The following is a 19,797-nucleotide window of genomic DNA, read 5'->3' as shown; positions in this document are numbered from 1 at the left end:
TCGCCCGGGGTGAGCGGCCCCCGTCAGTCCAGGTAGCCGCGGAGCTGGTCGGCGAAGGCGTGGTCGCGCAGCTTGTTGAGGGTCTTGGACTCGATCTGGCGGATCCGCTCCCGCGTCACGCCGAAGATGCGGCCTATCTCCTCCAGTGTGCGCGGGCGCCCGTCGACGAGCCCGTACCGCAGTTGCACGACCTTGCGCTCGCGCTCCCCCAGCGTCGACAGCACGGCCTCCAGGTGCTCGCGCAGCAGCAGGAACGCCGCCGACTCCACGGGCGAGGCGGCGTCGCCGTCCTCGATCAGGTCACCGAGGGCGACTTCGTCCTCCTCGCCGACCGGGGCGTGCAGGGAGACCGGCTCCTGGGCGAGCCGCAGGACCTCGCTCACCCGCTCGGGCGGCAGGTCGAGGTGGGCGGCGACCTCCTCGTGGGCCGGCTCGCAGCCCCGCTCCTGGAGCATCCGCCGCTGCACCCGTACGACCCGGTTGATGAGCTCGACGACGTGCACGGGCACGCGGATGGTGCGGGCCTGGTCGGCCAGGGCACGGGACATGGCCTGGCGGATCCACCAGGTGGCGTAGGTGGAGAACTTGTAACCGCGGGCGTAGTCGAACTTCTCCACGGCCCGGATGAGCCCGAGGTTGCCCTCCTGCACCAGGTCGAGCATGGTGAGCCCCCGCCCTACGTACCGCTTCGCCACGGACACCACGAGCCGCAGGTTGGCCTCGATGAGCCGGCGCTTGGCCATCCGGCCCAGGACGACGATCCGGTCCAGGTCCAGAGCGAGCCGGCTGTCCAGGTCCGGGGTGGTGGTCAGCTTCTCCTCCGCGAACAGGCCGGCCTCCACGCGCCGGGCCAGTTCCACCTCCTCGGCCGCGGTGAGCAGCGGGATCCGGCCGATCTCCCGCAGGTACTGGCGGAACAGGTCGGAGGAGGGACCGCCGCTCTCGGTGCGGGCGGGAACCGGCTCGGGAAGCTCGGGCGGGGCCTCCGACTCCGGCTCCGCCCCGGGGTGGTGCGCGAGCCGGTCCTGTGGGGGTACGGCCGCGACGACGTCGGCCTCCCCCAAGTCCGGGTCCGGCCCGGCGATGCCCGGGACGGTGGGGATGTCGGTCTGGGTGAGGGTCTGGGTCTGCACGGGGGCGACCTCCAGGATGATCGCTGCTGAGGCGTGCGGCAGCGGTACTAGGCGGGCGGAGTCGGCGGCCTCGCCACCGTCCGTCCCGTACGCGAGGAGCACAGCCGCGGGGATGTGGGACCCGTGGGACGGAGCGGCCGCGCTCCGGGGACTCAGGCAACCGGACCCAGTGTGGGGTACGACACATCACCGCCACGAGGGGCGTGCGATGACTTTTTGCGTCCGGTCCGTGACCCGCCGGTTACTCAGGTCGTTCGACCATGGGATTGACGGGCGGGGACACTGGGACCCGCTGACTTGGGGCGGGACGGAAAACGTGGGCGAGATCGAGGAGCTGCGGCGGCGTCTTGAGGCGCTTGGGGCGCGGCTGGACGAGGTGCGGAGCAACAGGCCGCGACACGGCACCTCGCCGTGAACTCCGATCGGGACGTGGCCGCGCTGCAGGAGCAGCGGCGCGCGGATGTCCAGCTGATGCAGGGCTTGAGGCAGACTCAGCTGGAGCACAGCAAAGCGCTGGAGGCGCACACCAAGACGCTGGCCGAGCATGGCAAGCTGCTCGGCGCGCTGGTGGCGGGCCAGGTGGCGATCATGGAGCACATGGGCATCAATCCACCCGGGCAGGACTGACCTCGTCGCTCCCTCACAGCGCCGCCGCGCCGCGCTCCCGCAGGGCCTGGTCGTACTGCTGGAGGATCCACAACTCGTTCTGGGCGGAGGCCAGTTGGGCGGGGTCGCCGCCGGTGCCGAGGCGGGCGACCGTGCTCTGGAGGTCGCGGATGCGGCGTTCGACCGCACGGCGGCGGACCGTCACCAGCTGGGCACCCGCGTAGGCCTCGTCGACCTCCCGGCGGAGCAGGATCGCCTCCACCGCAAGCTCGGTGACCATCGCGCGGACCGTGTCGTCCGGGGCGGCCTCGCGGACGCGGGCCAGGTACTCCTGCGGGTCGCCCACGCCGTACTCGGCGCCGCCCGCGTCCAGGATCGCCTGGCGTACGGCCTCGTAGGGCGGGGCGGTGAACTCGTCCACGCCGTAGGCGTCGAAGGCCGGCGAGACCATCTCCGGGCGTTGCAGGGCGAGTTTGAGCAGTTCGCGTTCGGTGGCGAAGACCGGGTTGCGCAGGTTGAGCGCCGGGCCCCGGGGCGCGGGACGCATCGGCGCGTACTGCTGCTGCGGCCCCCGCTGCGGCTGGTCCGGCGCGGGACCGCGGCCGCCGCGCTCGCGTGCCCAGCGGGCCAGCTGGGCCACCCGCTTGACCACGAACTGGGTGTCGAGGATGCCGAGCAGCCCGGCGAGCTGCACCGCGACCTCGTGCTGGGCGCCGCTGTTCTTGATCCGGGCGACGACCGGCGCGGCCTCGTCCAGGGCGGCGGCACGGCCGGCCGGGGTGTCGAGGTCGTAGCGGGCCACGATCTGGCGCAGCGCGAACTCGAACAGCGGGGTGCGCGGTTCGACCAGGTCGGCGACCGCCTCGTCGCCCTTGGCGAGGCGCAGGTCGCAGGGGTCCATGCCGTCCGGGGCGATCGCGATGTAGGTCTCGGCGGCGAACTTCTGGTCGTCCTCGAAGGCCCGCAGGGCCGCCTTCTGCCCGGCCGCGTCGCCGTCGAAGGTGAAGATCACGCGCGCCGAGCCGTTGTCCATCAGCAGCCGGCGCAGGATCTTGATGTGGTCGCCGCCGAACGCGGTGCCGCAGGTGGCGATGGCGGTGGGCACGCCGGCCAGGTGGCAGGCCATGACGTCGGTGTAGCCCTCGACCACCACCGCCCGGGAGGTCTTCGCGATCTCCTTCTTCGCCAGGTCGATGCCGTACAGCACCTGGGACTTCTTGTAGATCGCCGTCTCGGGGGTGTTGAGGTACTTCGGCCCGTTGTCCGCCTCGTACAGCTTGCGCGCGCCGAAGCCCACCACGTCGCCGCCGATGTCGCGGATCGGCCACATCAGCCGGCCCCGGAAGCGGTCGATGGGGCCGCGGCGGCCCTCCTGGGAGAGGCCGGAGAGGATCAGCTCCTTGTCGGTGAAGCCCTTGCCGCGCAGGAAGCGGGTGAGGTGGTCCCAGCCCTGGGGGCTGTAGCCGACGCCGAAGTGGACGGCGGCGCCCTGGTCGAAGCCGCGCTCGGCGAGGAAGAGCCGGCCGGTCTCGGCCTCGGCGGAGGTCGCGAGCTGTTCGGCGTACCACTCGGCGGCCAGCTTGTGCGCCTCCACCAGGCGGATGCGCTCGCCGCGCTGGTGGGCGGGGTTGTACCCGCCCTCCTCGTAGCGCAGGGTGATGCCGGCCTGGGCGGCCAGCCGCTCGACCGCCTCCGAGAAGGAGAGGTGGTCGATCTTCATCACGAACGTGATGGTGTCGCCGCCCTCCTGGCAGCCGAAGCAGTGGAAGAGTCCCTTGCTCGGGCTGACCTGGAAGGACGGCGACTTCTCGTCGTGGAACGGGCACAGGCCCTTGAGGTTGCCCCCGCCCGCGTTCCGCAGCTGGAGGTACTCGGACACCACGCCGTCGATCGGGACCGCGTCCCGTACCGCCTTCACGTCCTCGTCGTTGATCCGTCCTGCCACGCCAGAAGTCTACGGTGGTCCGCCGGGGCTCCCGTCCGGCTACGGGGCCAGGCTGCCCAGCGGCACGTGCGGGTCGGCGAGCGCCTGCGTGTCCACTGGTGCCTTCGTACGGATCAGGTGCTGGATCGGGTCCGTGACGTCCCACACGTTGACGTTCATCCCGGCCAGGACGCGGCCCTCCTTCAGCCAGAACGCGATGAACTCGCGCTTTCCGGCGTCCCCGCGGATCACCACCTCGTCGTACGAACCGGGGGGCGCCCAGCCGCTGTACTCCATGCCCAGGTCGTACTGGTCGGTGAAGAAGTAGGGCACGCGGTCGTAGAGGACCTCCTGGCCGAGCATGGCGCGGGCCGCGGCCGGGCCGCCGTTCAGCGCGTTGGCCCAGTGCTCCACCCGCAGCCGGGTGTCGAACAGCCCGTGCGGGAAGGACGCCACGTCGCCGGCCGCGTAGATGTCCGGGTCGGAGGTGCGCAGCCGCTCGTCCACCTTGATGCCGCCGCCGTGGGCGCGGTCGGCCAGCTCCAGGCCCGCCGACTCCGCCAGGGCGAGGCGCGGCGCGGCGCCGATCGCGGCGAGCACGTCGTGGCAGGGGTGCTCCTCGCCGTCGTCGGTCCGGACGGCGAGCACCATGCCGTCCTGCCCGACGATCTCGGTCAGCCGGGCGCCGAAGTGGAAGCGGACGCCGTGCTCGCGGTGCAGTTCGGCGAAGAGCTGGCCCAGCTCGGGGCCGAGCGCACCGTGCAGCGGGGTGGCGGACGGCTCGACGACGGTGACCTCGGCGCCGTACTCGCGGGCCGCCGCCGCGACCTCCAGGCCGATCCAGCCGGCGCCCGCGATCACGAGGTGGCCGTTGTCCCGGCCGAGGTGGGTCAGGACGTGCTTCAGACGCTCGGCGTGGGCGAGGCGGCGCAGGTGGTGGACGCCGGCGAGGTCGGTGCCGGGGATGTCCAGGCGGCGCGGCTCGGCGCCGGTGGCCAGCAGCAGCTTGTCGTAGCGCACGTGGGTGCCGTCGTCCCCGTAGTGGACGGTCTTGGCGGCGCGGTCGATGGCGACGACCGTCTGGCCGAGGTGCAGCTCGATGTCGTTCTGCGCGTACCACGCGGGCTCGTGCACGAAGACGCTGTCGCGCTCCTCCTTGCCGAGCAGGTAGCCCTTGGACAGCGGCGGCCGCTCGTAGGGGTGGTCGCGCTCGTCGCACACGAGGATCACGCGGCCGCTGAAGCCCTCCGCGCGCAGGGTCTCGGCCGCCTTCGCGCCGGCCAGGCCTCCTCCGACGATGACGAATGTCTGATCCGCGTCGACCACTTGTTGCCTCCTCGTAAGGGTGCCGCCACATGGGAGCGTCCCGCACGGAGCGTGGTGCGGGAAGAGGGAGTGGCCCGATCAGGCCACGGAGGGTCACCTGGAGGCCCGGTCGGGGCCACTGGGTTCACTTGGGTCCCACCGGTACCACGGGTGTCCGTAAACATGCTGTCAATGTCATGCCTGCTCTCCCGCAGTCATGCGTGCCCTCTCAGACGCGCGTGAAGCGAACGGGCCGACGCGTCGGTGAGGGAGGCGATCTGGTCGACGAGCACGCGCTTGCGCGCACGGTCGTCGGCGGCCTGGTGGAACAGGGCGCGGAACTGGGGGTCCAGACCGTAGGGGGCGCGGGCGGTCAGCGCCTCGGCGAGCTCGGCGACCACGATCCGCTGGTCGGCGCGCAGCCGCTCCTGCTCGGCGCGCTGCATGACGTACCGGTCGGCGACGGCCTTGAGGACCGCGCACTCCATTCGGGTGTTCCGGGGCACGACGAGCTCCGCGCCGTAGCGGGTGAGGCGCCCGCTTCCTCCCCCAGTGCTCGAACGGCCCGGGTGGTGCCCCCATAGCTGCCGGGTGGCGACCTCGGCGGCCAGGCAGAAGCGGCCGATGAGCTGGCTGGTGGCGTCCTTCAGGCGGGCCTGGGCGACGGCCGACCCGTCGTAGCCGTGCGGCCACCACTCCTGGTCCAGGAGGCGGTCGAGGGCCTCGGCGAGCTCCTGGGGGTCGGTGCCGGCCGGGACGTAGCGGCCGACGGCGACCGCGAACACCTCCTGCCGCTCGGGTTCGGCGTGCAGGCAGCCGGGGTCGATGTGGCCGGCGTGCAGCCCGTCCTCCACGTCGTGCACCGAGTACGCCACGTCGTCCGCCCAGTCCATGACCTGGGCCTCGAAGCAGGTGCGGGTGCCGGGCGCGTCCTTGCGCACCCAGTCGAAGACCGGCCGGTCGTCTTCGTAGACACCGAACTTGGGCGAGGCCGGGTCGGTGGGGTGGGCGCCGCGCGGCCAGGGGTACTTGGTGGCGGCGTCGAGGGCGGCGCGGGTGAGGTTGAGACCGACGCTGACGAGTTCGTCCGTCTCGGCGTCGACGACGAACCGCTTGGGTTCGATGCGGGTGAGCAGGCGCAGGGACTGGGCGTTGCCCTCGAAGCCGCCGCAGTCCCGCGCGAACTCGTTCAGCGCCTGTTCGCCGTTGTGCCCGAAGGGCGGGTGGCCCAGGTCGTGGGAGAGGCAGGCCGCCTCCACCAGGTCGGGGTCGCAGCCGAGGGCCGCGCCCAGCTCACGGCCGACCTGGGCGCATTCCAGCGAGTGGGTGAGCCGGGTGCGGGGGCTGGCGTCCCATGCCTGACTGTGCTCACCCGGCGTGACCACCTGGGTCTTGCCGGCCAGCCTTCTGAGGGCCGCGGAGTGCAGCACGCGCGCGCGGTCGCGCTGGAAGGCCGTACGCCCCGGCCGCTTGTCCGGCTCGGCGGCCCACCGCTCGACGGCCGGCGCCTCGTACCCGGCCGGCGGCACGTGGTTCTCGGACGGCCGGGAGGCGTGCTCGCACGGCCGGGCTGCCTCGGATGCGATCCCGTCCATGGTTCGACAGTAAGCGCAGGCACCCGCAATCGGGATGTCACCGTCCGCCTCGGGCCCGCCACGGAGTGCGTGTCCCGCGCCGCCGGACGACGGCGGACGCGGGCTCTCCCCGGACTCCGGTGCGCCCGCCGGCCGTGGCGGGCGCGGGCCCTCCCCGACTCCGGTGCCGCGACCGCTGTCACGAGAATGGGGCACGGGCGGTGAACCGGTGCGGCGTGCGCCGCGTCCTTGCTGACCGAGGCCAGTGGGGCCGTCCGGGGAGGGAACCGACCGATGCGCCTGACGCATGCGCCGCGCGCGCCGCGCCGACCGTCGTGGACACGTCCGCGCCTGCCGCGTACCCGTGCCGGGCGGCGGCGGCTGGTGCAGGCGGTGATGGCCGGGTGCGTACTGGCCCTGCTCCCGGCGACCTGGATGTACGTCGTGGCCGGCGACCGGCTGCGCACCACGGCGGACGCGCCGCGCACCGACGTGGCCGTGGTCTTCGGTGCGGGCCTGTGGGACGGGGAGCCGTCGCCGTACCTGGCGCACCGGCTGGACGCGGCGGCGCAGCTGTACCACGAGGGCCGGGTCAAGGTGCTCCTGGTGACCGGCGACAACAGCCGCGAGGACTACGACGAGCCGGACGCGATGCGCGCGTATCTGACCAAGCGGGGCGTGCCCGGCATCCGGATCGTGAGCGACTACGCCGGCTTCGACACCTGGGACTCCTGCGTCCGCGCCAAGAAGATCTTCGGCGTGGACCGGGCGGTCCTGGTCACCCAGGGCTTCCACGTCCGGCGCGCGGTCGCCCTGTGCGACGCGGCGGGCATCGACTCCTACGGTGTCGGCGTAGACGCCAGGCACGACGTCACCTGGTACTACGGCGGCACCCGCGAGGTGTTCGCGGCCGGCAAGGCGGCCCTGGAGGCGGTGTTCCAGCCGGACCCGAAATTCCTGGGCCGCACGGAACACGGCGTGGCCCGGGCCCTGTCCGACGCCCGCTGACACCCACCCGCGACGGGGCCCGGGCGGGCCGAGCGGCTCTCAGCCGGCCCCGAACCGACCGGCGACGAGCCGAACTTCCCGCACGGCACGCACCTGCCCGCGGCAGGCGTCCTCGCGCCCGGGTTGTTGCGGACCTGCCCCGTCGCGTCACCGTCCGTCAGACCCGGTGCCGTGTTCGCCAGTCACCCCCCTCGATCAGCTTTCCCTCGGTGCGCAGCTGGCGGCTGATGGACGGTCCGGCGACGTAGATCCAGGCGCGTACGGTCGCTCCGTCGGTCTCGCGGACCACTTCGCGCTCGATGCGCTCGTAGAGGCTGCGCGGGTCGCCGGCCACGTATCCCTCGAGCCGGTCCAGGGCGGTGAGCACCTCGCCGTACTCCTCCGGCCGGGCGGCGACCAGGTCGCCCCGCACCAGCCCGCCCGGCTCCTCCACGGCGTACGGATAGCCGGGTCCGTCATAGAGCACCGCGCCGGACAGCCGGGCGGGTTCCTCGGAGTGGGTGCGGCCGCGCAGGAACAGGCCGTGGTTGCCCTCGCCCGGGCGCAGGGTGCCGTAGACGAAGAACGGAATCGGTGCGGGCGGTGGCGTCGAAGCAGTCGAAGTCGTCACGGAAACGATTCTCTCCCCAACACACACCCACCCTACGACGCTATGGACATGACATGTCATGAGCACTTAAATCACAGTCGACGCCAGCGCAACCCCCGCGCGCCCCCAGGGCGCCCGCGCTCAAGGAGACCGATGAGTCGGACACGGCACATCCGAGGTTCCCGCCTTGCCACGGCCGGCGTGGCCGCCGCCACCGCCACCCTGCTGGCCGCCGCCCTCTCCCCCGCCGCGCACGCGGAGGGCAGACCCACCCGGGCCGCCGCGATCCACAACGCCGCGTCGGCGCTCGTGCACCACTCCACGGCACTGGGCCTCACCTCCGCCGAGGCCACCACCGTACGGGACGTGGTCGTCGACAAGAACGGCACCCAGCACGTCCGCTACGACCGCACGTACCACCGACTTCCCGTGCTGGGCGGTGACTTCATCGTCCACCTGGCTCCGGACGGCAGCTACCGCGGCGCCAACCGGGCCTCGAAGGGCACGGTTTCCCTCCCGAGCACCACGCCCGAACTCTCCGCCCCGCAGGCAGCCGACCTCGCGGTGAACGCGCTGCGCGCGGAGAACCTGGGCACGAAGCTGCAACAGGTCAAGGCCAAGCCCGAGTTGATCGTCGACGCCCTGCACGGCACCCCGCGTCTGGCCTGGCGCACCAACGCCGTCGGGCTGGACCCGCTCGGCAACCCGGTGGCCCGTACGGTGCTGACCGACGCCCGCACGGGCGCGCAGATCGACGCCTGGGACAGCATCGAGACGGCGACGGGCGACGGCCAGTCGCTCTACAGCGGCACGGTGCCGCTGGAGACCACGCTCTCGGGCTCCACGTACCAGCTCAAGGACCCGACGCGCGGCAACACGTACACGGGTGACGCGGAGAACAAGACCGACCTGTGCTTCTTCGGCGTCTGCTTCCAGCGCGCCCCCGCCACGGTCTTCACGGACGCCGACAACCACTGGGGCACCGGCGCGACCGCGGACCGCGCGACGGCGGCGGTCGACGCGCAGTACGGCACCAACGAGACCTGGGACTACTACAAGAACGTCCACGGCCGCAGCGGCATCGCGGGCGACGGCAAGGGCTCGTACAACCGCGTCCACTACGGCAGCAACTACAACAACGCCTTCTGGGACGACAGTTGCTTCTGCATGACGTACGGCGACGGTGACGGCACCACGTTCGGCCCGCTGGTCGCCCTCGACGTGGCCGGCCACGAGATGAGCCACGGCGTGACGTCGAAGACGGCGGCACTGACGTACTCGGGCGAGTCCGGCGGCCTGAACGAGGCCACCTCCGACATCCTCGGCACTCTGGTGGAGTGGTACGCGAACAACCCCGCCGACCCCGGTGACTACCTGATCGGCGAGAAGATCGTCCGCTCCGGCTTCGGCAAGTCGGCCCTGCGTTACATGGACAAGCCCGCCAAGGACGGCAGTTCGGCGGACTGCTGGAGCAGTTCGGTGGGCAGCCTCGACGTCCACTACTCCTCGGGCGTCGCCAACCACTTCGCCTACCTGCTCGCCGAGGGCAGCGGCGCCAGGACGGTCAACGGCGTCGCCTACGACTCACCCACCTGCAACAACTCCTCGGTGACGGGCATCGGCCGCGACAAGCTCGGCAAGATCTGGTACCGGGCCCTGACGGTCTACATGACGTCCTCGACGAAGTACGCGGGCGCGAGGACGGCGACCCTGAACGCCGCCAAGGACCTCTACGGCGCCGGCAGCACCGAGTACAGCGCGGTGGCGGCGGCCTGGAGCGCGGTCAACGTGAACTGACCACCCCGCCCTCCCGGCCGAAGCGGCCGCCCCGCCTCCCTGGCCGGGGCGGCCCTCGCACGTCCCTCCCGGCCGGGGCGACCCGACGCACGCCCCTCCCGGCCAGGGCGACCCGACGCACGCCCCTCCCGGCCAGGGCGACCCGACGCACGCCCCTCCCGGCCAGGGCGACCCGACGCACGCCCCTCCCGGCCGGGGCGACCCGACGCACGTCCGGGGCGATGGCCGACGCCCGCACGCGCCGCGCGTCTGCGGGGCCGGTCGTGCTCACCCGTTCACCCTCGCGCCCGGCGGCCTTCCGGGTAGTCTCCGGCATCGCGTCGGCAGGATGGCTCTGACCTGTCGAAACGTCGACCGCGGAGCGATGCGGGGCGGATGGTCCAGCCACCCGTTCGCCGCATTTCTGACAGCCCTTCAGCAAGCGGGAGCGGCGTGGTGCCACTTACCTCGAAAGGGCAGGGACACGGCCGACGGCGGCACCCGCGGGTGTCGCCGGCCGTGGCCCCATCACCGAGCCCGGAGGAGTACCGATGCGACGTACCGTCCGCCGGCCGGCCAGGGCCATGGCCGGGGCCTTGCTCGCCGTGGCCGCCCTGGGCGGTCCGGCCGCGTCCGCGTACGGCGCGGGCGGCGGCAGTCTGGAGGTGAATCCGTACTCGGTCGAGCCGGGCGGTCAGGTCACGGTGAACACCACGGGGTGCGGCAAGAAGGCGTCCGCGGCGGGCGATGCCAGCGCGGTCGGCGCGGGTCCCTTCACGCTGGCGCCCGGCTCGCGCGCGGGCGAGGCGGTCGGGCGGTTCCGGGTGCCGGAGAGCGCGCAGCCGGGGACGTACGAGATCGTCGCGCAGTGCGCCGAGGGCGACCAGGAGGTCAGGGGCGACCTGGTCGTCACGCTGATGGCCGACCAGGGGCAAGTGGAGCCCCGGGGAAGCGTGAAGACGGGGGTCGGCGGCGCGCAGGGCCGCGACCCCGTGCGGACCGCGGCCGGTGTGGCGGCTCTCGCCGTCGCCGCCGCGGGCGGTACCTGGCTCCTGCACCGCCGGGCGAGAGGCGACGGGATCTGACGGGCACCCTCCGCTGCCCGTCCGCCAGTACCGCATGTCCCCTCCCCCTCCGGGTGCGATGCCCCTCACGGCCCGGAGGGGGTGCGGGGCACCGAGTCCGGGAGGGCGCCCAGAGGGGCCGAAAGGGGGCCGGCAGGAATCCCGCGGGGTTCCGAGAGGGGTCGTCCGTATGCGCATGGGCAACACCGCGATAGCGACCGTCACCGTGGTCGCCTTCTGCTCCGGCGCGTGGCTGCTGCACAGCGGCGCCGAGACCCACGCCCCGCCCCAGCCCGGCGCGGCGGAGGGCGCGTTCGACTCCGGTGAGGAAGCGCGCGCCGCCCCCGCGCTGCCGCCGTCCCCGCCCCTGCGCGTCCGCATCCCCTCCATCCGCATCGACGCCCCCCTGACCGGCCTCGGTCTGACGAAGTCCGGCAGCCTCGACGCCCCTCCCGCGGGGAACACGAACCTGGCCGGCTGGTACGAGGCCGGCACCACCCCCGGCGAGCAAGGCACCGCGATCGTCGCCGGCCATGTCGACAACGCCCAGGGACCCGCCGTCTTCTACAACCTCGGCGCCCTGAAGAAGGGCAGCACCATCGAGATCGATCGCCGGGACGGCGGAGTCGCCGTCTTCACCGTGGACGCCATCGAGGTCTACGAGGCGAAGGACTTCCCCGACGAGAAGGTCTACGGCGCCGCCGAGCGCCCGGAACTGCGCGTCATCACCTGCGGCGGCGGCTACTCGAAGAGCACCGGCTACCGGGGCAACGTGGTCGTCTTCGCCCACCTGACCGGCAGCCGCTGAGCCCTCCGCGCACGCCCCGGCTAGGCCACCCACTGCTGGTAGGCCATGTTCGCCACCAGGGCGAACACCACCGTCAGCAGCACGATCCGGACGAAGCCACTGCCCTTCTTCAGCGCGGTGTGCGCGCCCAGGGCGCCGCCCGCCAGGTTGAACACGGCCAGGAGAGCCGCGAGCTGCCACAGGATCGTGCCCTGCCAGGCGAAGGTGGCCAGGGCTCCCGCGTTGGTGCAACAGTTGACGATCTTTGCGGTGGCGGAGGCGGTCACCAGGTCCAGGTGGAGTACGGCGGTCAGCGCCAGGACGAGGAACGTGCCGGTGCCGGGGCCGATCAGGCCGTCGTAGAAGCCGATACCGAGACCCGCGAGACCGATCGCCGCGAGGATCCGGCGGCGGGTGGCCGGACCGGGCGCCGGGGCGGTGCCGAACGAGGGACGCAGGATCACGAAGGTTCCCACCCCGAGCAGCACCACCATGATCACCGGCTTGAGCACCTCGGTGCTCATCCCGGCCGCGAAGAACGCCCCCGCGGAGGACCCGGCGAGCGCGGCCAGCCCGATGCGGACGGCGGTGCGGACGTCCACGGGCGCCCGGCGGACGTAGGTCACGGCCGCGCCGGTCGTGCCGACGATGGCGACCGCCTTGTTGGTGCCGAGCGCGGCCGCGGCCGGGGTGCCGCCCGGCAGTCCCAGCAGCAGCGCCGGCAGCAGCAGGAGCCCGCCCCCGCCGACCACGGCGTCGATCCACCCGGCCGCGAACGCGGCGAGGCACAGGAGGACGACCACGGTCAGCGATATGTCGGGCATGATCGCGACCCTAGACAGGGATGCGTGGGCGGTCCACGTATCTGAGTTTCTTTTGAGGTCCGAGGGTCTTGTGAGCGGGTGACGGCGTACGGGGTCGGGGCGGCCGGCTCAGTCCTTCAGGGCGTCGTACGACACTCCGGTGAGCCGTTCGGAAGCCTCCCAGAGCAGCCGGCCGCCCCTGTCGTCGAGGGTCCAGGGCGCCCGCCAGGACGGGGCCGGGGCGCCGCGCCACATGGCGAAGGACGGGCCGTGGAAGGAGTCGGGGCGCACGCCGGGGGCGGTGGCCGCGTACAGCGTGGGCAGGGCACCCGCCTCGGCCGGCTGGGCGAGGACCCGGTTGCCGGCCTCCATGAGCCGTTCGGCCGTCCGGCGGCCCTCCGCCCGGGGTCCCGCGGTCTGGAGGTTGGTGGCGGCGTATCCGGGGTGGGCGGCGGCCGCGACCACGTCGGAGCCGGTGGCCGCGAGTCTGCGCGCCAGCTCGTGCGTGAAGAGCAGATTCGCGGTCTTGGAACGGGCGTAGGCGATCCAACGCCGGTAGCGCCGCTCGCTGTTGAGGTCGTGCAGATCGACGTTGGCCAGCGCGTGCATCATGCTGGAGACGGTCACGACGCGGGCGCCCGGCGTGTCGAGCAGCCTGGGCAGCAGCAGCCCGGTGAGGGCGAAGTGCCCCAGGTGGTTGACCCCGAGCTGGGTCTCGAACCCGTCCGTCGTCGTCCCGTACGGCGGCGCCATCACCCCGGCGTTGTCGACGAGCAGATCGAGCCGCTGATACGGGTACCCGTCCGCGAACTCCCGCACGGATCCCAGGTCCCCCAGATCCAGCCGCGCGAACTCGACCTCCGCTCCCGGTACTTCACGCGTCACCCGATCGGCCGCCGCGCTCCCCCGCGCCTCGCTCCGGCACGCCAGCACCACCCGGGCGCCCCTGCGTGCCAGTTCCCGCGCGGTGACGAGACCGAGCCCGCTGTTGGCCCCGGTGACGACGGCTGTACGGCCGCTCTGATCGGGTATGTCGTGTGCGTTCCAGCCGGACATGGACGGCTCCCCGGTGACAGTGGGACGGCAGGCACTCGTGATCCAACGTAGGAGAGGGGCGGCATCCCCGCACGGGATGCCGCCCCTCTTCTTCCGTGGACCGGAGTCCTCGTCGCAATCGGTAGTGAGGGTCGGGGACCACGACGAGGACTCCGGGGTCTTCTACCGGTGGTCGCTGCCCTCCGCCTCGACCGCGGCCCGGCCGGCCTCCAGGCGTGCCACCGGGATGCGGAAGGGGGAGCAGGAGACGTAGTCCAGGCCCACCTCGTGGAAGAAGTGGACGGACTCGGGGTCGCCGCCGTGCTCGCCGCAGACGCCGAGCTTGAGATCCGGGCGGGTGGTTCGGCCGGCCTGGACGGCGGACTTCACCAGGGAGCCGACGCCGTCCCTGTCGATCGTCTCGAACGGCGACACCCCGAAGATGCCCTTCTCCAGGTAGGCGGTGAAGAACGACGCCTCGACGTCGTCGCGGCTGAAGCCCCACACCGTCTGGGTCAGGTCGTTCGTACCGAAGGAGAAGAACTCCGCCGCCTCGGCGATCTGGCCCGCGGTGAGCGCGGCGCGCGGCAGCTCGATCATCGTGCCGATCGCCAGCTTGAGCTGCGTGCCGGTCGCCGCCTCGACCTCGGCGATGACCTGGTCGGCCTCCTCGCGGACGATCTCCAGCTCCTGGACGGTGCCCACCAGCGGGATCATGATCTCGGCGCGCGGGTCCCCCTTGGCGGCCCGGCGCTCGGCGGCGGCCTCGGCGATGGCGCGGACCTGCATGGTGAACAGGCCGGGCACGACCAGCCCGAGGCGTACGCCGCGCAGTCCGAGCATCGGGTTCTGCTCGTGCAGGCGGTGCACGGCCTGCAGCAGGCGCAGCTCGTTCTCGTGCGGCTCCTGGCGGGACTCGGCGAGGGCCACGCGCACCGACAGCTCGGTGATGTCGGGCAGGAACTCGTGCAGCGGCGGGTCGAGCAGGCGCACCGTGACCGGCAGGCCGTCCATGGCCTCGAACAGCTCCACGAAGTCCTGCTTCTGGAGCGGCAGGAGCTGCTTGAGGGACTCCTCGCGCTCGGCCTGGGTGTCCGCCAGGATCAGCCGCTCCACCAGCTCGCGGCGGTCACCGAGGAACATGTGTTCGGTGCGGCACAGGCCGATGCCCTGGGCGCCGAAGCGGCGGGCGCGCAGCGCGTCCTCGGCGTTGTCGGCGTTGGCGCGCACCCGCAGGCGGCGCTTGCGGTCGGCGAAGGCCATCATCCGGTGGACCGCCTCGACGAGTTCGTCCGCGTCGTCGGCGCCCGGGTGCATCCGGCCCTCGAAGTACTCGACGACCGGGGACGGGACGACCGGGACCTCGCCCAGGTACACCTTGCCCGTGGAGCCGTCGATGGAGATCACGTCGCCCTCCTCGACGACGTGCCCGCCGGGGACCGTCATCCGGCGGCGCTTGGTGTCGACCTCCAGGTCCTCCGCGCCGCAGACGCACGTCTTGCCCATGCCGCGGGCGACCACGGCCGCGTGGGAGGTCTTGCCACCGCGGGAGGTCAGGATGCCCTCGGCCGCGATCATGCCGTCCAGGTCGTCGGGGTTGGTCTCGCGGCGGACCAGGATGACCTTCTCGCCCGAGCGGGACCACTTGACGGCGGTGTACGAGTCGAAGACCGCCTTGCCGACCGCCGCGCCCGGGGATGCGGCGATGCCGCGGGCGACCTGCTCGACCTTGGCCTGCTCGTCGAACCGCGGGAACATCAGCTGCGCGAGCTGGGCCCCGGTGACCCGCTGCAGGGCCTCGGCCTCGTCGATCAGGCCCTGGTCCACGAGCTGGGTGGCGATGCGGAACGCGGCACCGGCGGTGCGCTTGCCGACGCGGGTCTGCAGCATCCACAGCTGGCCGCGCTCGATGGTGAACTCGATGTCGCAGAGATCCTTGTAGTGGTTCTCCAGCGTCTCCATGATCTGCATCAGCCGGTCGTACGACTTCTTGTCGATCCGCTCCAGCTCCGCGAGCGGGACGGTGTTGCGGATGCCCGCGACCACGTCCTCGCCCTGCGCGTTCTGCAGGTAGTCGCCGTAGACGCCCTGCTGGCCGGAGGCGGGGTCGCGGGTGAAGGCGACGCCGGTCCCGGAGTCGGGGCCGAGGTTGCCGAACACCATCGAGCAGATGTTGACGGCCGTGCCGAGGTCGTGCGGGATGCGCTCCTGACGGCGGTAGAGCTTGGCGCGCTCACCGTTCCAGGAGTCGAAGACCGCCTTGATGGCGAGGTCCATCTGCTCGCGCGGGTCCTGCGGGAAGTCCCGGCCGGCCTCCTTCTTGACGATCTTCTTGAAGGTGGTGACCAGCTTCTTCAGGTCGGCGGCCTCGAGCTCGGTGTCGACCGTGACCTTCTTGCTCTCCTTGGCCTTGTCGAGGGCGTCCTCGAAGAGTTCGCCGTCGACGCCGAGGACGGTCTTGCCGAACATCTGGATGAGGCGGCGGTAGGAGTCCCAGGCGAACCGGTCGTCGCCGGCCTGCTTGGCCAGGCCCTGCACGGACTTGTCGGACAGGCCGATGTTCAGGACGGTGTCCATCATGCCGGGCATGGAGAACTTGGCGCCGGAGCGGACGGAGACCAGCAGGGGGTCGTCGGCCTGGCCGAGCTTCTTGCCCATCTTCTGCTCGAGCGCGTCGAGGTGCGCGCTCACCTCGTCACGCAGTGCCGCGGGCTCCTCGCCGCTGTCGAGGTAGACCTTGCAGGCCTCGGTGGTGATCGTGAAGCCCGGCGGGACCGGAAGACCCAGGTTCGTCATCTCGGCCAGGTTCGCGCCCTTGCCGCCGAGGAGGTCCTTGAGGTCCTTGTTGCCCTCGGTGAAGTCGTAGACGAACTTCACGCCCTCAACACTGTTGCCGCGATCGGCTACCTGGAGATCTTTGTTTTCCGACACGGGTCTCGACTCCTCGAGGACGCGGTGGCTGCCCTGACGGCGAGGAACATACCCAGATCAAAGGCCGATGGGTACGTCCACTTGTGGGTCATGCGCCCATAACCAGTCGTCCGCCAGCGGATCGAAAGTCAAGGCTTGGCAAGCCGTCGGGTGCAGATGTTTTCACTTCTTGAACGAATCAGCGCTCGCAGACTCACCCAGTCGCTCAGATGAGCGACTCTCGACACGTCTGTTTTCGATCGATGAACGATCAAAGCGTGGCACTGAGTGCCACCCCTTGGAGAAGTGCAGCCGCCCAAGATCCGCTCATCTGAGCGCAACCCTTATCAAGGGTGGCGAGAATCACGCTGCCACAGGCGCTCGAATTTCACCATGCGGACGGCTCCCGGCCCCTCGGTCGGGGCTCCGTTTGCCCGGTGTTTGCCCGGCACCGGTGAACACGGGTGAGGCCCCGGCCGTACAGGAGTGCGGCGGGCCCCAGCGTGGCCCGCCTCCTCAGCGACGCCGCGCAGGGAAGGACCTTCGGGTGCCTCAGCACACGGATACACGCCAGTCATCGGGTGCACTATCGGGCTCGGCCGGAGAACCGGCGTCGCACGGGGGCGGAGCGGAGGCGGCCGTTTCGCAGGCGGCGGAGGCGGGCGCAGGCGCGGAGGCGGGCGCAGGCGCGGAGGCGGGCGCAGGCGCGGAGGCGGGCGCGAAGGGGGAGGCGGGCGCAGGCGCGGAGGCGGGCGCGAAGGGGGAGGCGGGCGCAGGCGCGGAGGCGGGCGCGGGGGAGCACATCGAGCCCGGGTCCGAGGCGTCCGCTGCCGCGCCGGCCCGGCCCGCCGGGGCCATCCCCGCCGCGCGCAGGCCGGCAACGACAACCACGACCCGCACTGGAGACACCTACGCCCCGACCGCTCCCTCGGTGGACGACACCCCGCAGGCGGTGTCGGCGACGGCCAAGGAGACCGAGGACACCCCCGCCGACACCGGGCTCGCCGGGGACGAGCCCCGGGCGGCATTCGAGACCGACGAGACGAAAACCGCCGCCGACAGCGAGCCCGCCACCTCCGAAGCCGGCACACCCGTGCCGGCGAGTGGTGAGGCAGCACCTTCCCCGGCCGGAGCCCCCGCACCCCCGGGCCACGAAGCCACACCTTCCCAGGACGCCGAAGCCTCCGCACCCGCCGACGAAGGCGCGGTGCCGGCCCAGGCCGCCGAATCCACCGAGACCCCCAAGACCACCACGCCCACCCAGGCCGCCCAGCCCACCCAGGCCACCGCGCCCACCCAGGCCGCCGAGCCCACCACGGCCACTACGCCCACCAAAGCCGCCCAGCCCCCCGAGACCACCACGCCCACCAAGCCCACCCAGGCCACCGCGCCCCCCAGGACCACCGCCGCCACACACGCCACCAAGCCCCCCAGGACCACCACCGCCACACACGCCACCAGGCCCCCCGAGACCACCGTGCCCGCCCCGGCCGCCGAGCCCACCAGGGCTTCCGTCTCTGCCGCAAGCCCGGCAGCCGGAGCCGTAGCCTCCTCGCCGCTCCCCCTCCGTACCCTGCGGGCGATACGGCCCCGGGCCGTTCGTCGGGCTTGGCGTGGGTGGAAGGGGGCGCACCCAGTGGCCGCGCGGCGGCTGTCCCACGGGGTCACCCTTCTCGCGCTTCTCCTCGTCGCCGTCGCGCTTCTGCTGCCGAACAAGCAGGCGCAGTTCCAGGTCGCGGCGTTCACGCGGCTGCCGGTGGAGGGGCTGCTCCTGGCGGCCGTGCTGCTCGTGCTGCCGCGCCGGCCGCGGGTGGCCGTGGCGGTGCTCGGCGGGCTGGCGCTCGGCGTGCTGACCGTGCTGAACCTGACGGACATCGAGTTCAACGAGTACCTGGGCCGCAGCTTCAACCTGGTCCTCGACTGGCAGCTGCTGGACGACGCCCAGTCGTACCTCGGGGACACCCTCGGCCGGACGACGGCGCTGCTCGCTGCGATGGGAGTCGTCCTCCTCGTCCTGGCGGTGCTCGCCGTGATGGCCTTCGCGGTGGTGCGCGTCGGCGACTTCCTGGGCCGCGACAAGGCCCGTTCGACGCGCGGGCTGCTGCTCGCCGGCGTGGTGTGGATGACGTGCTCGGCCCTGGACCTCCAGGTCTCCGGCGTCCCGGTGGCCTCCGAGCACGCGGTCGTCATGCTCAAGTACCACGAGCAGGCGCTGCGCTCCACGATCCGGGACGAGCGGGAGTTCGCGAGGACGGCGGAGGCGGACCCGTTCGGCGACACCCCGGGCGGCGAGCTCGTGCCGGACCTGCGCGGTAAGGACATGATCTTCACGTTCATCGAGAGCTACGGCCGCACCGCGATCGAGGACCCGATCACGGCGCCGGGCGTCGGCAGGACCCTCGACGCCAGTACGCGGGCCCTGGCCGAGGCGGGCTTCCACGCCAGGAGCGGCTGGCTGACGTCGGCGACGTACGGCGGCGGCAGCTGGCTCGGCCACTCCACGTTCATGTCCGGCCTGTGGGTCGACAACCAGAACCGCTACCGCACGGTGACCTCCGGCGACCACCTCACCCTGACCGAGGCGTTCAGGAAGACCGGGGCCTGGGACACGGTCGGCATCATGCCGGGCGTGCAGAAGGGCTGGCCGGAGGCGAAGTGGTACGGCCTGGACAAGGTCTACAACGCCTTCGAGATGGGCTACGAGGGGCCGAAGTTCAGCTGGTCGACGATGCCCGACCAGTACGCGCTGGAGGCCTTCCAGCGCCTGGAGCACGGCAGGAAGCGCGACAAGCCGCTGACCTCGTTCGTCATCCTGACCTCCAGCCACCAGCCCTGGGCGCCGGTGCCGGAGATGGTCGGCTGGGACCGGCTCGGTGACGGCTCGGTCTTCAAGGACATCGAGACCGCCGGCAACGAGCCGGCGGACATCCTCACCAGCTCCACCCGCTCCCGCGAGGAGTACGGCAAGTCGATCGAGTACTCGGTGACCGCCCTGACCCAGTGGGTGGAGCGCTACGGCAAGGACGACACCGTGCTCGTGGTCCTCGGCGACCACCAGCCCAACGCCCGCGTCAGCGGGGACCATGCCGGCCGTGACGTGCCCTGCGCGATCATCGCCAAGGACCCTGAGGTCCTGGACAAGATCGACGATTGGGGCTGGACCGAGGGCCTGCGCCCCGACCACGACGCTCCGGTGTGGAAGATGAGCTCCTTCCGCGACCGCTTCCTGACGGCGTACGGCTCCACACCGCACCCAGAGGGCTGACGGCCGGCCGGCGCTGTC

The 19,797-nt window shown here is 72.1% G+C and carries 13 protein-coding genes and 1 pseudogene; 6 read left to right on the top strand and 8 right to left on the bottom strand.

All coding sequences use genetic code 11. The annotated features are described in order from the left end of the window. Positions 1-23 precede the first annotated feature (23 nt). Positions 24-1,293: pseudogene (locus tag ACFY4A_RS01215) on the bottom strand (RNA polymerase sigma factor). A gap of 269 nt (positions 1,294-1,562) precedes the next feature. Between ACFY4A_RS01215 and ACFY4A_RS01210 the strand changes: the two are divergent. Beyond that, complete coding sequence (locus ACFY4A_RS01210) at positions 1,563-1,760, top strand: hypothetical protein (RefSeq protein ID WP_390827324.1); 198 nt, start codon at positions 1,563-1,565, stop codon at positions 1,758-1,760. A gap of 13 nt (positions 1,761-1,773) precedes the next feature. Here ACFY4A_RS01210 and dnaG read toward each other — a convergent pair whose 3' ends face one another. From dnaG to ACFY4A_RS01195, 3 genes are all read right to left on the bottom strand, one after another. Beyond that, positions 1,774-3,684, bottom strand: coding sequence for a DNA primase (dnaG, locus tag ACFY4A_RS01205; protein WP_390827323.1), 1,911 nt, complete (start codon positions 3,682-3,684; stop codon positions 1,774-1,776). A 39-nt stretch (positions 3,685-3,723) separates the two neighbouring features. Further along, a complete protein-coding gene (locus ACFY4A_RS01200) occupies positions 3,724-4,989 on the bottom strand; it encodes an NAD(P)/FAD-dependent oxidoreductase (RefSeq protein ID WP_390827322.1) in 1,266 nt (421 codons plus the stop codon). Positions 4,990-5,183: 194 nt separating this feature from the next. After that, complete coding sequence (locus tag ACFY4A_RS01195) at positions 5,184-6,563, bottom strand: deoxyguanosinetriphosphate triphosphohydrolase (protein ID WP_390827321.1); 1,380 nt, start codon at positions 6,561-6,563, stop codon at positions 5,184-5,186. Between the two features lie 273 nt (positions 6,564-6,836). On the opposite strand from ACFY4A_RS01195, the gene ACFY4A_RS01190 reads away from it, so the two are divergent. Then, on the top strand, positions 6,837-7,550 hold the full coding sequence (locus ACFY4A_RS01190; protein ID WP_390827320.1) for a vancomycin high temperature exclusion protein: 714 nt from the start codon (positions 6,837-6,839) through the stop codon (positions 7,548-7,550). A gap of 157 nt (positions 7,551-7,707) precedes the next feature. Here ACFY4A_RS01190 and ACFY4A_RS01185 read toward each other — a convergent pair whose 3' ends face one another. Continuing rightward, positions 7,708-8,160: a gamma-glutamylcyclotransferase family protein gene (locus ACFY4A_RS01185; protein ID WP_390827319.1), complete on the bottom strand. Its 453-nt coding sequence runs from the start codon at positions 8,158-8,160 to the stop codon at positions 7,708-7,710. Positions 8,161-8,292: 132 nt separating this feature from the next. Between ACFY4A_RS01185 and ACFY4A_RS01180 the strand changes: the two genes are divergently transcribed. The 3 genes from ACFY4A_RS01180 to ACFY4A_RS01170 all read left to right on the top strand — a co-directional run bounded on the left by ACFY4A_RS01180 (position 8,293) and on the right by ACFY4A_RS01170 (position 11,787). Next, the gene (locus ACFY4A_RS01180) at positions 8,293-9,936 is read left to right on the top strand and encodes a M4 family metallopeptidase (RefSeq protein WP_390827318.1); all 1,644 of its coding nucleotides are present in this window, start codon (positions 8,293-8,295) and stop codon (positions 9,934-9,936) included. A 530-nt stretch (positions 9,937-10,466) separates the two neighbouring features. Continuing rightward, positions 10,467-11,000, top strand: a complete 534-nt coding sequence (locus ACFY4A_RS01175; RefSeq protein ID WP_390827317.1) for a hypothetical protein — start codon at positions 10,467-10,469, stop codon at positions 10,998-11,000. Between the two features lie 169 nt (positions 11,001-11,169). After that, positions 11,170-11,787 (top strand): class F sortase, encoded by a 618-nt coding sequence (locus ACFY4A_RS01170; protein WP_390827316.1) that lies wholly within the window; start codon positions 11,170-11,172, stop codon positions 11,785-11,787. A 20-nt stretch (positions 11,788-11,807) separates the two neighbouring features. Here ACFY4A_RS01170 and ACFY4A_RS01165 read toward each other — a convergent pair whose 3' ends face one another. The 3 genes from ACFY4A_RS01165 to ppdK all read right to left on the bottom strand — a co-directional run bounded on the left by ACFY4A_RS01165 (position 11,808) and on the right by ppdK (position 16,535). Next, positions 11,808-12,590 carry a sulfite exporter TauE/SafE family protein gene (locus ACFY4A_RS01165; RefSeq protein ID WP_390827315.1) on the bottom strand — a complete coding sequence of 261 codons (783 nt, stop codon included), beginning with the start codon at positions 12,588-12,590 and terminating at the stop codon, positions 11,808-11,810. Positions 12,591-12,698: 108 nt separating this feature from the next. Beyond that, the gene (locus tag ACFY4A_RS01160) at positions 12,699-13,625 is read right to left on the bottom strand and encodes an oxidoreductase (RefSeq protein ID WP_390827314.1); all 927 of its coding nucleotides are present in this window, start codon (positions 13,623-13,625) and stop codon (positions 12,699-12,701) included. Between the two features lie 162 nt (positions 13,626-13,787). Then, complete coding sequence (gene ppdK, locus ACFY4A_RS01155) at positions 13,788-16,535, bottom strand: pyruvate, phosphate dikinase (RefSeq protein WP_390827313.1); 2,748 nt, start codon at positions 16,533-16,535, stop codon at positions 13,788-13,790. 1,552 nt (positions 16,536-18,087) lie between these two features. Here ppdK and ACFY4A_RS01150 point away from each other — a divergent pair. Then, positions 18,088-19,779: a CDP-alcohol phosphatidyltransferase gene (locus ACFY4A_RS01150; RefSeq protein ID WP_390827620.1), complete on the top strand. Its 1,692-nt coding sequence runs from the start codon at positions 18,088-18,090 to the stop codon at positions 19,777-19,779. Positions 19,780-19,797 lie beyond the last annotated feature (18 nt).

It is taken from the genome of Streptomyces sp. NPDC001292 (assembly GCF_042896465.1).
Lineage (GTDB): Bacteria > Actinomycetota > Actinomycetes > Streptomycetales > Streptomycetaceae > Streptomyces.
The sequence above is the reverse complement of the archived record's forward strand: the minus strand, read 5'-3'. Positions and strand labels throughout refer to the sequence as shown.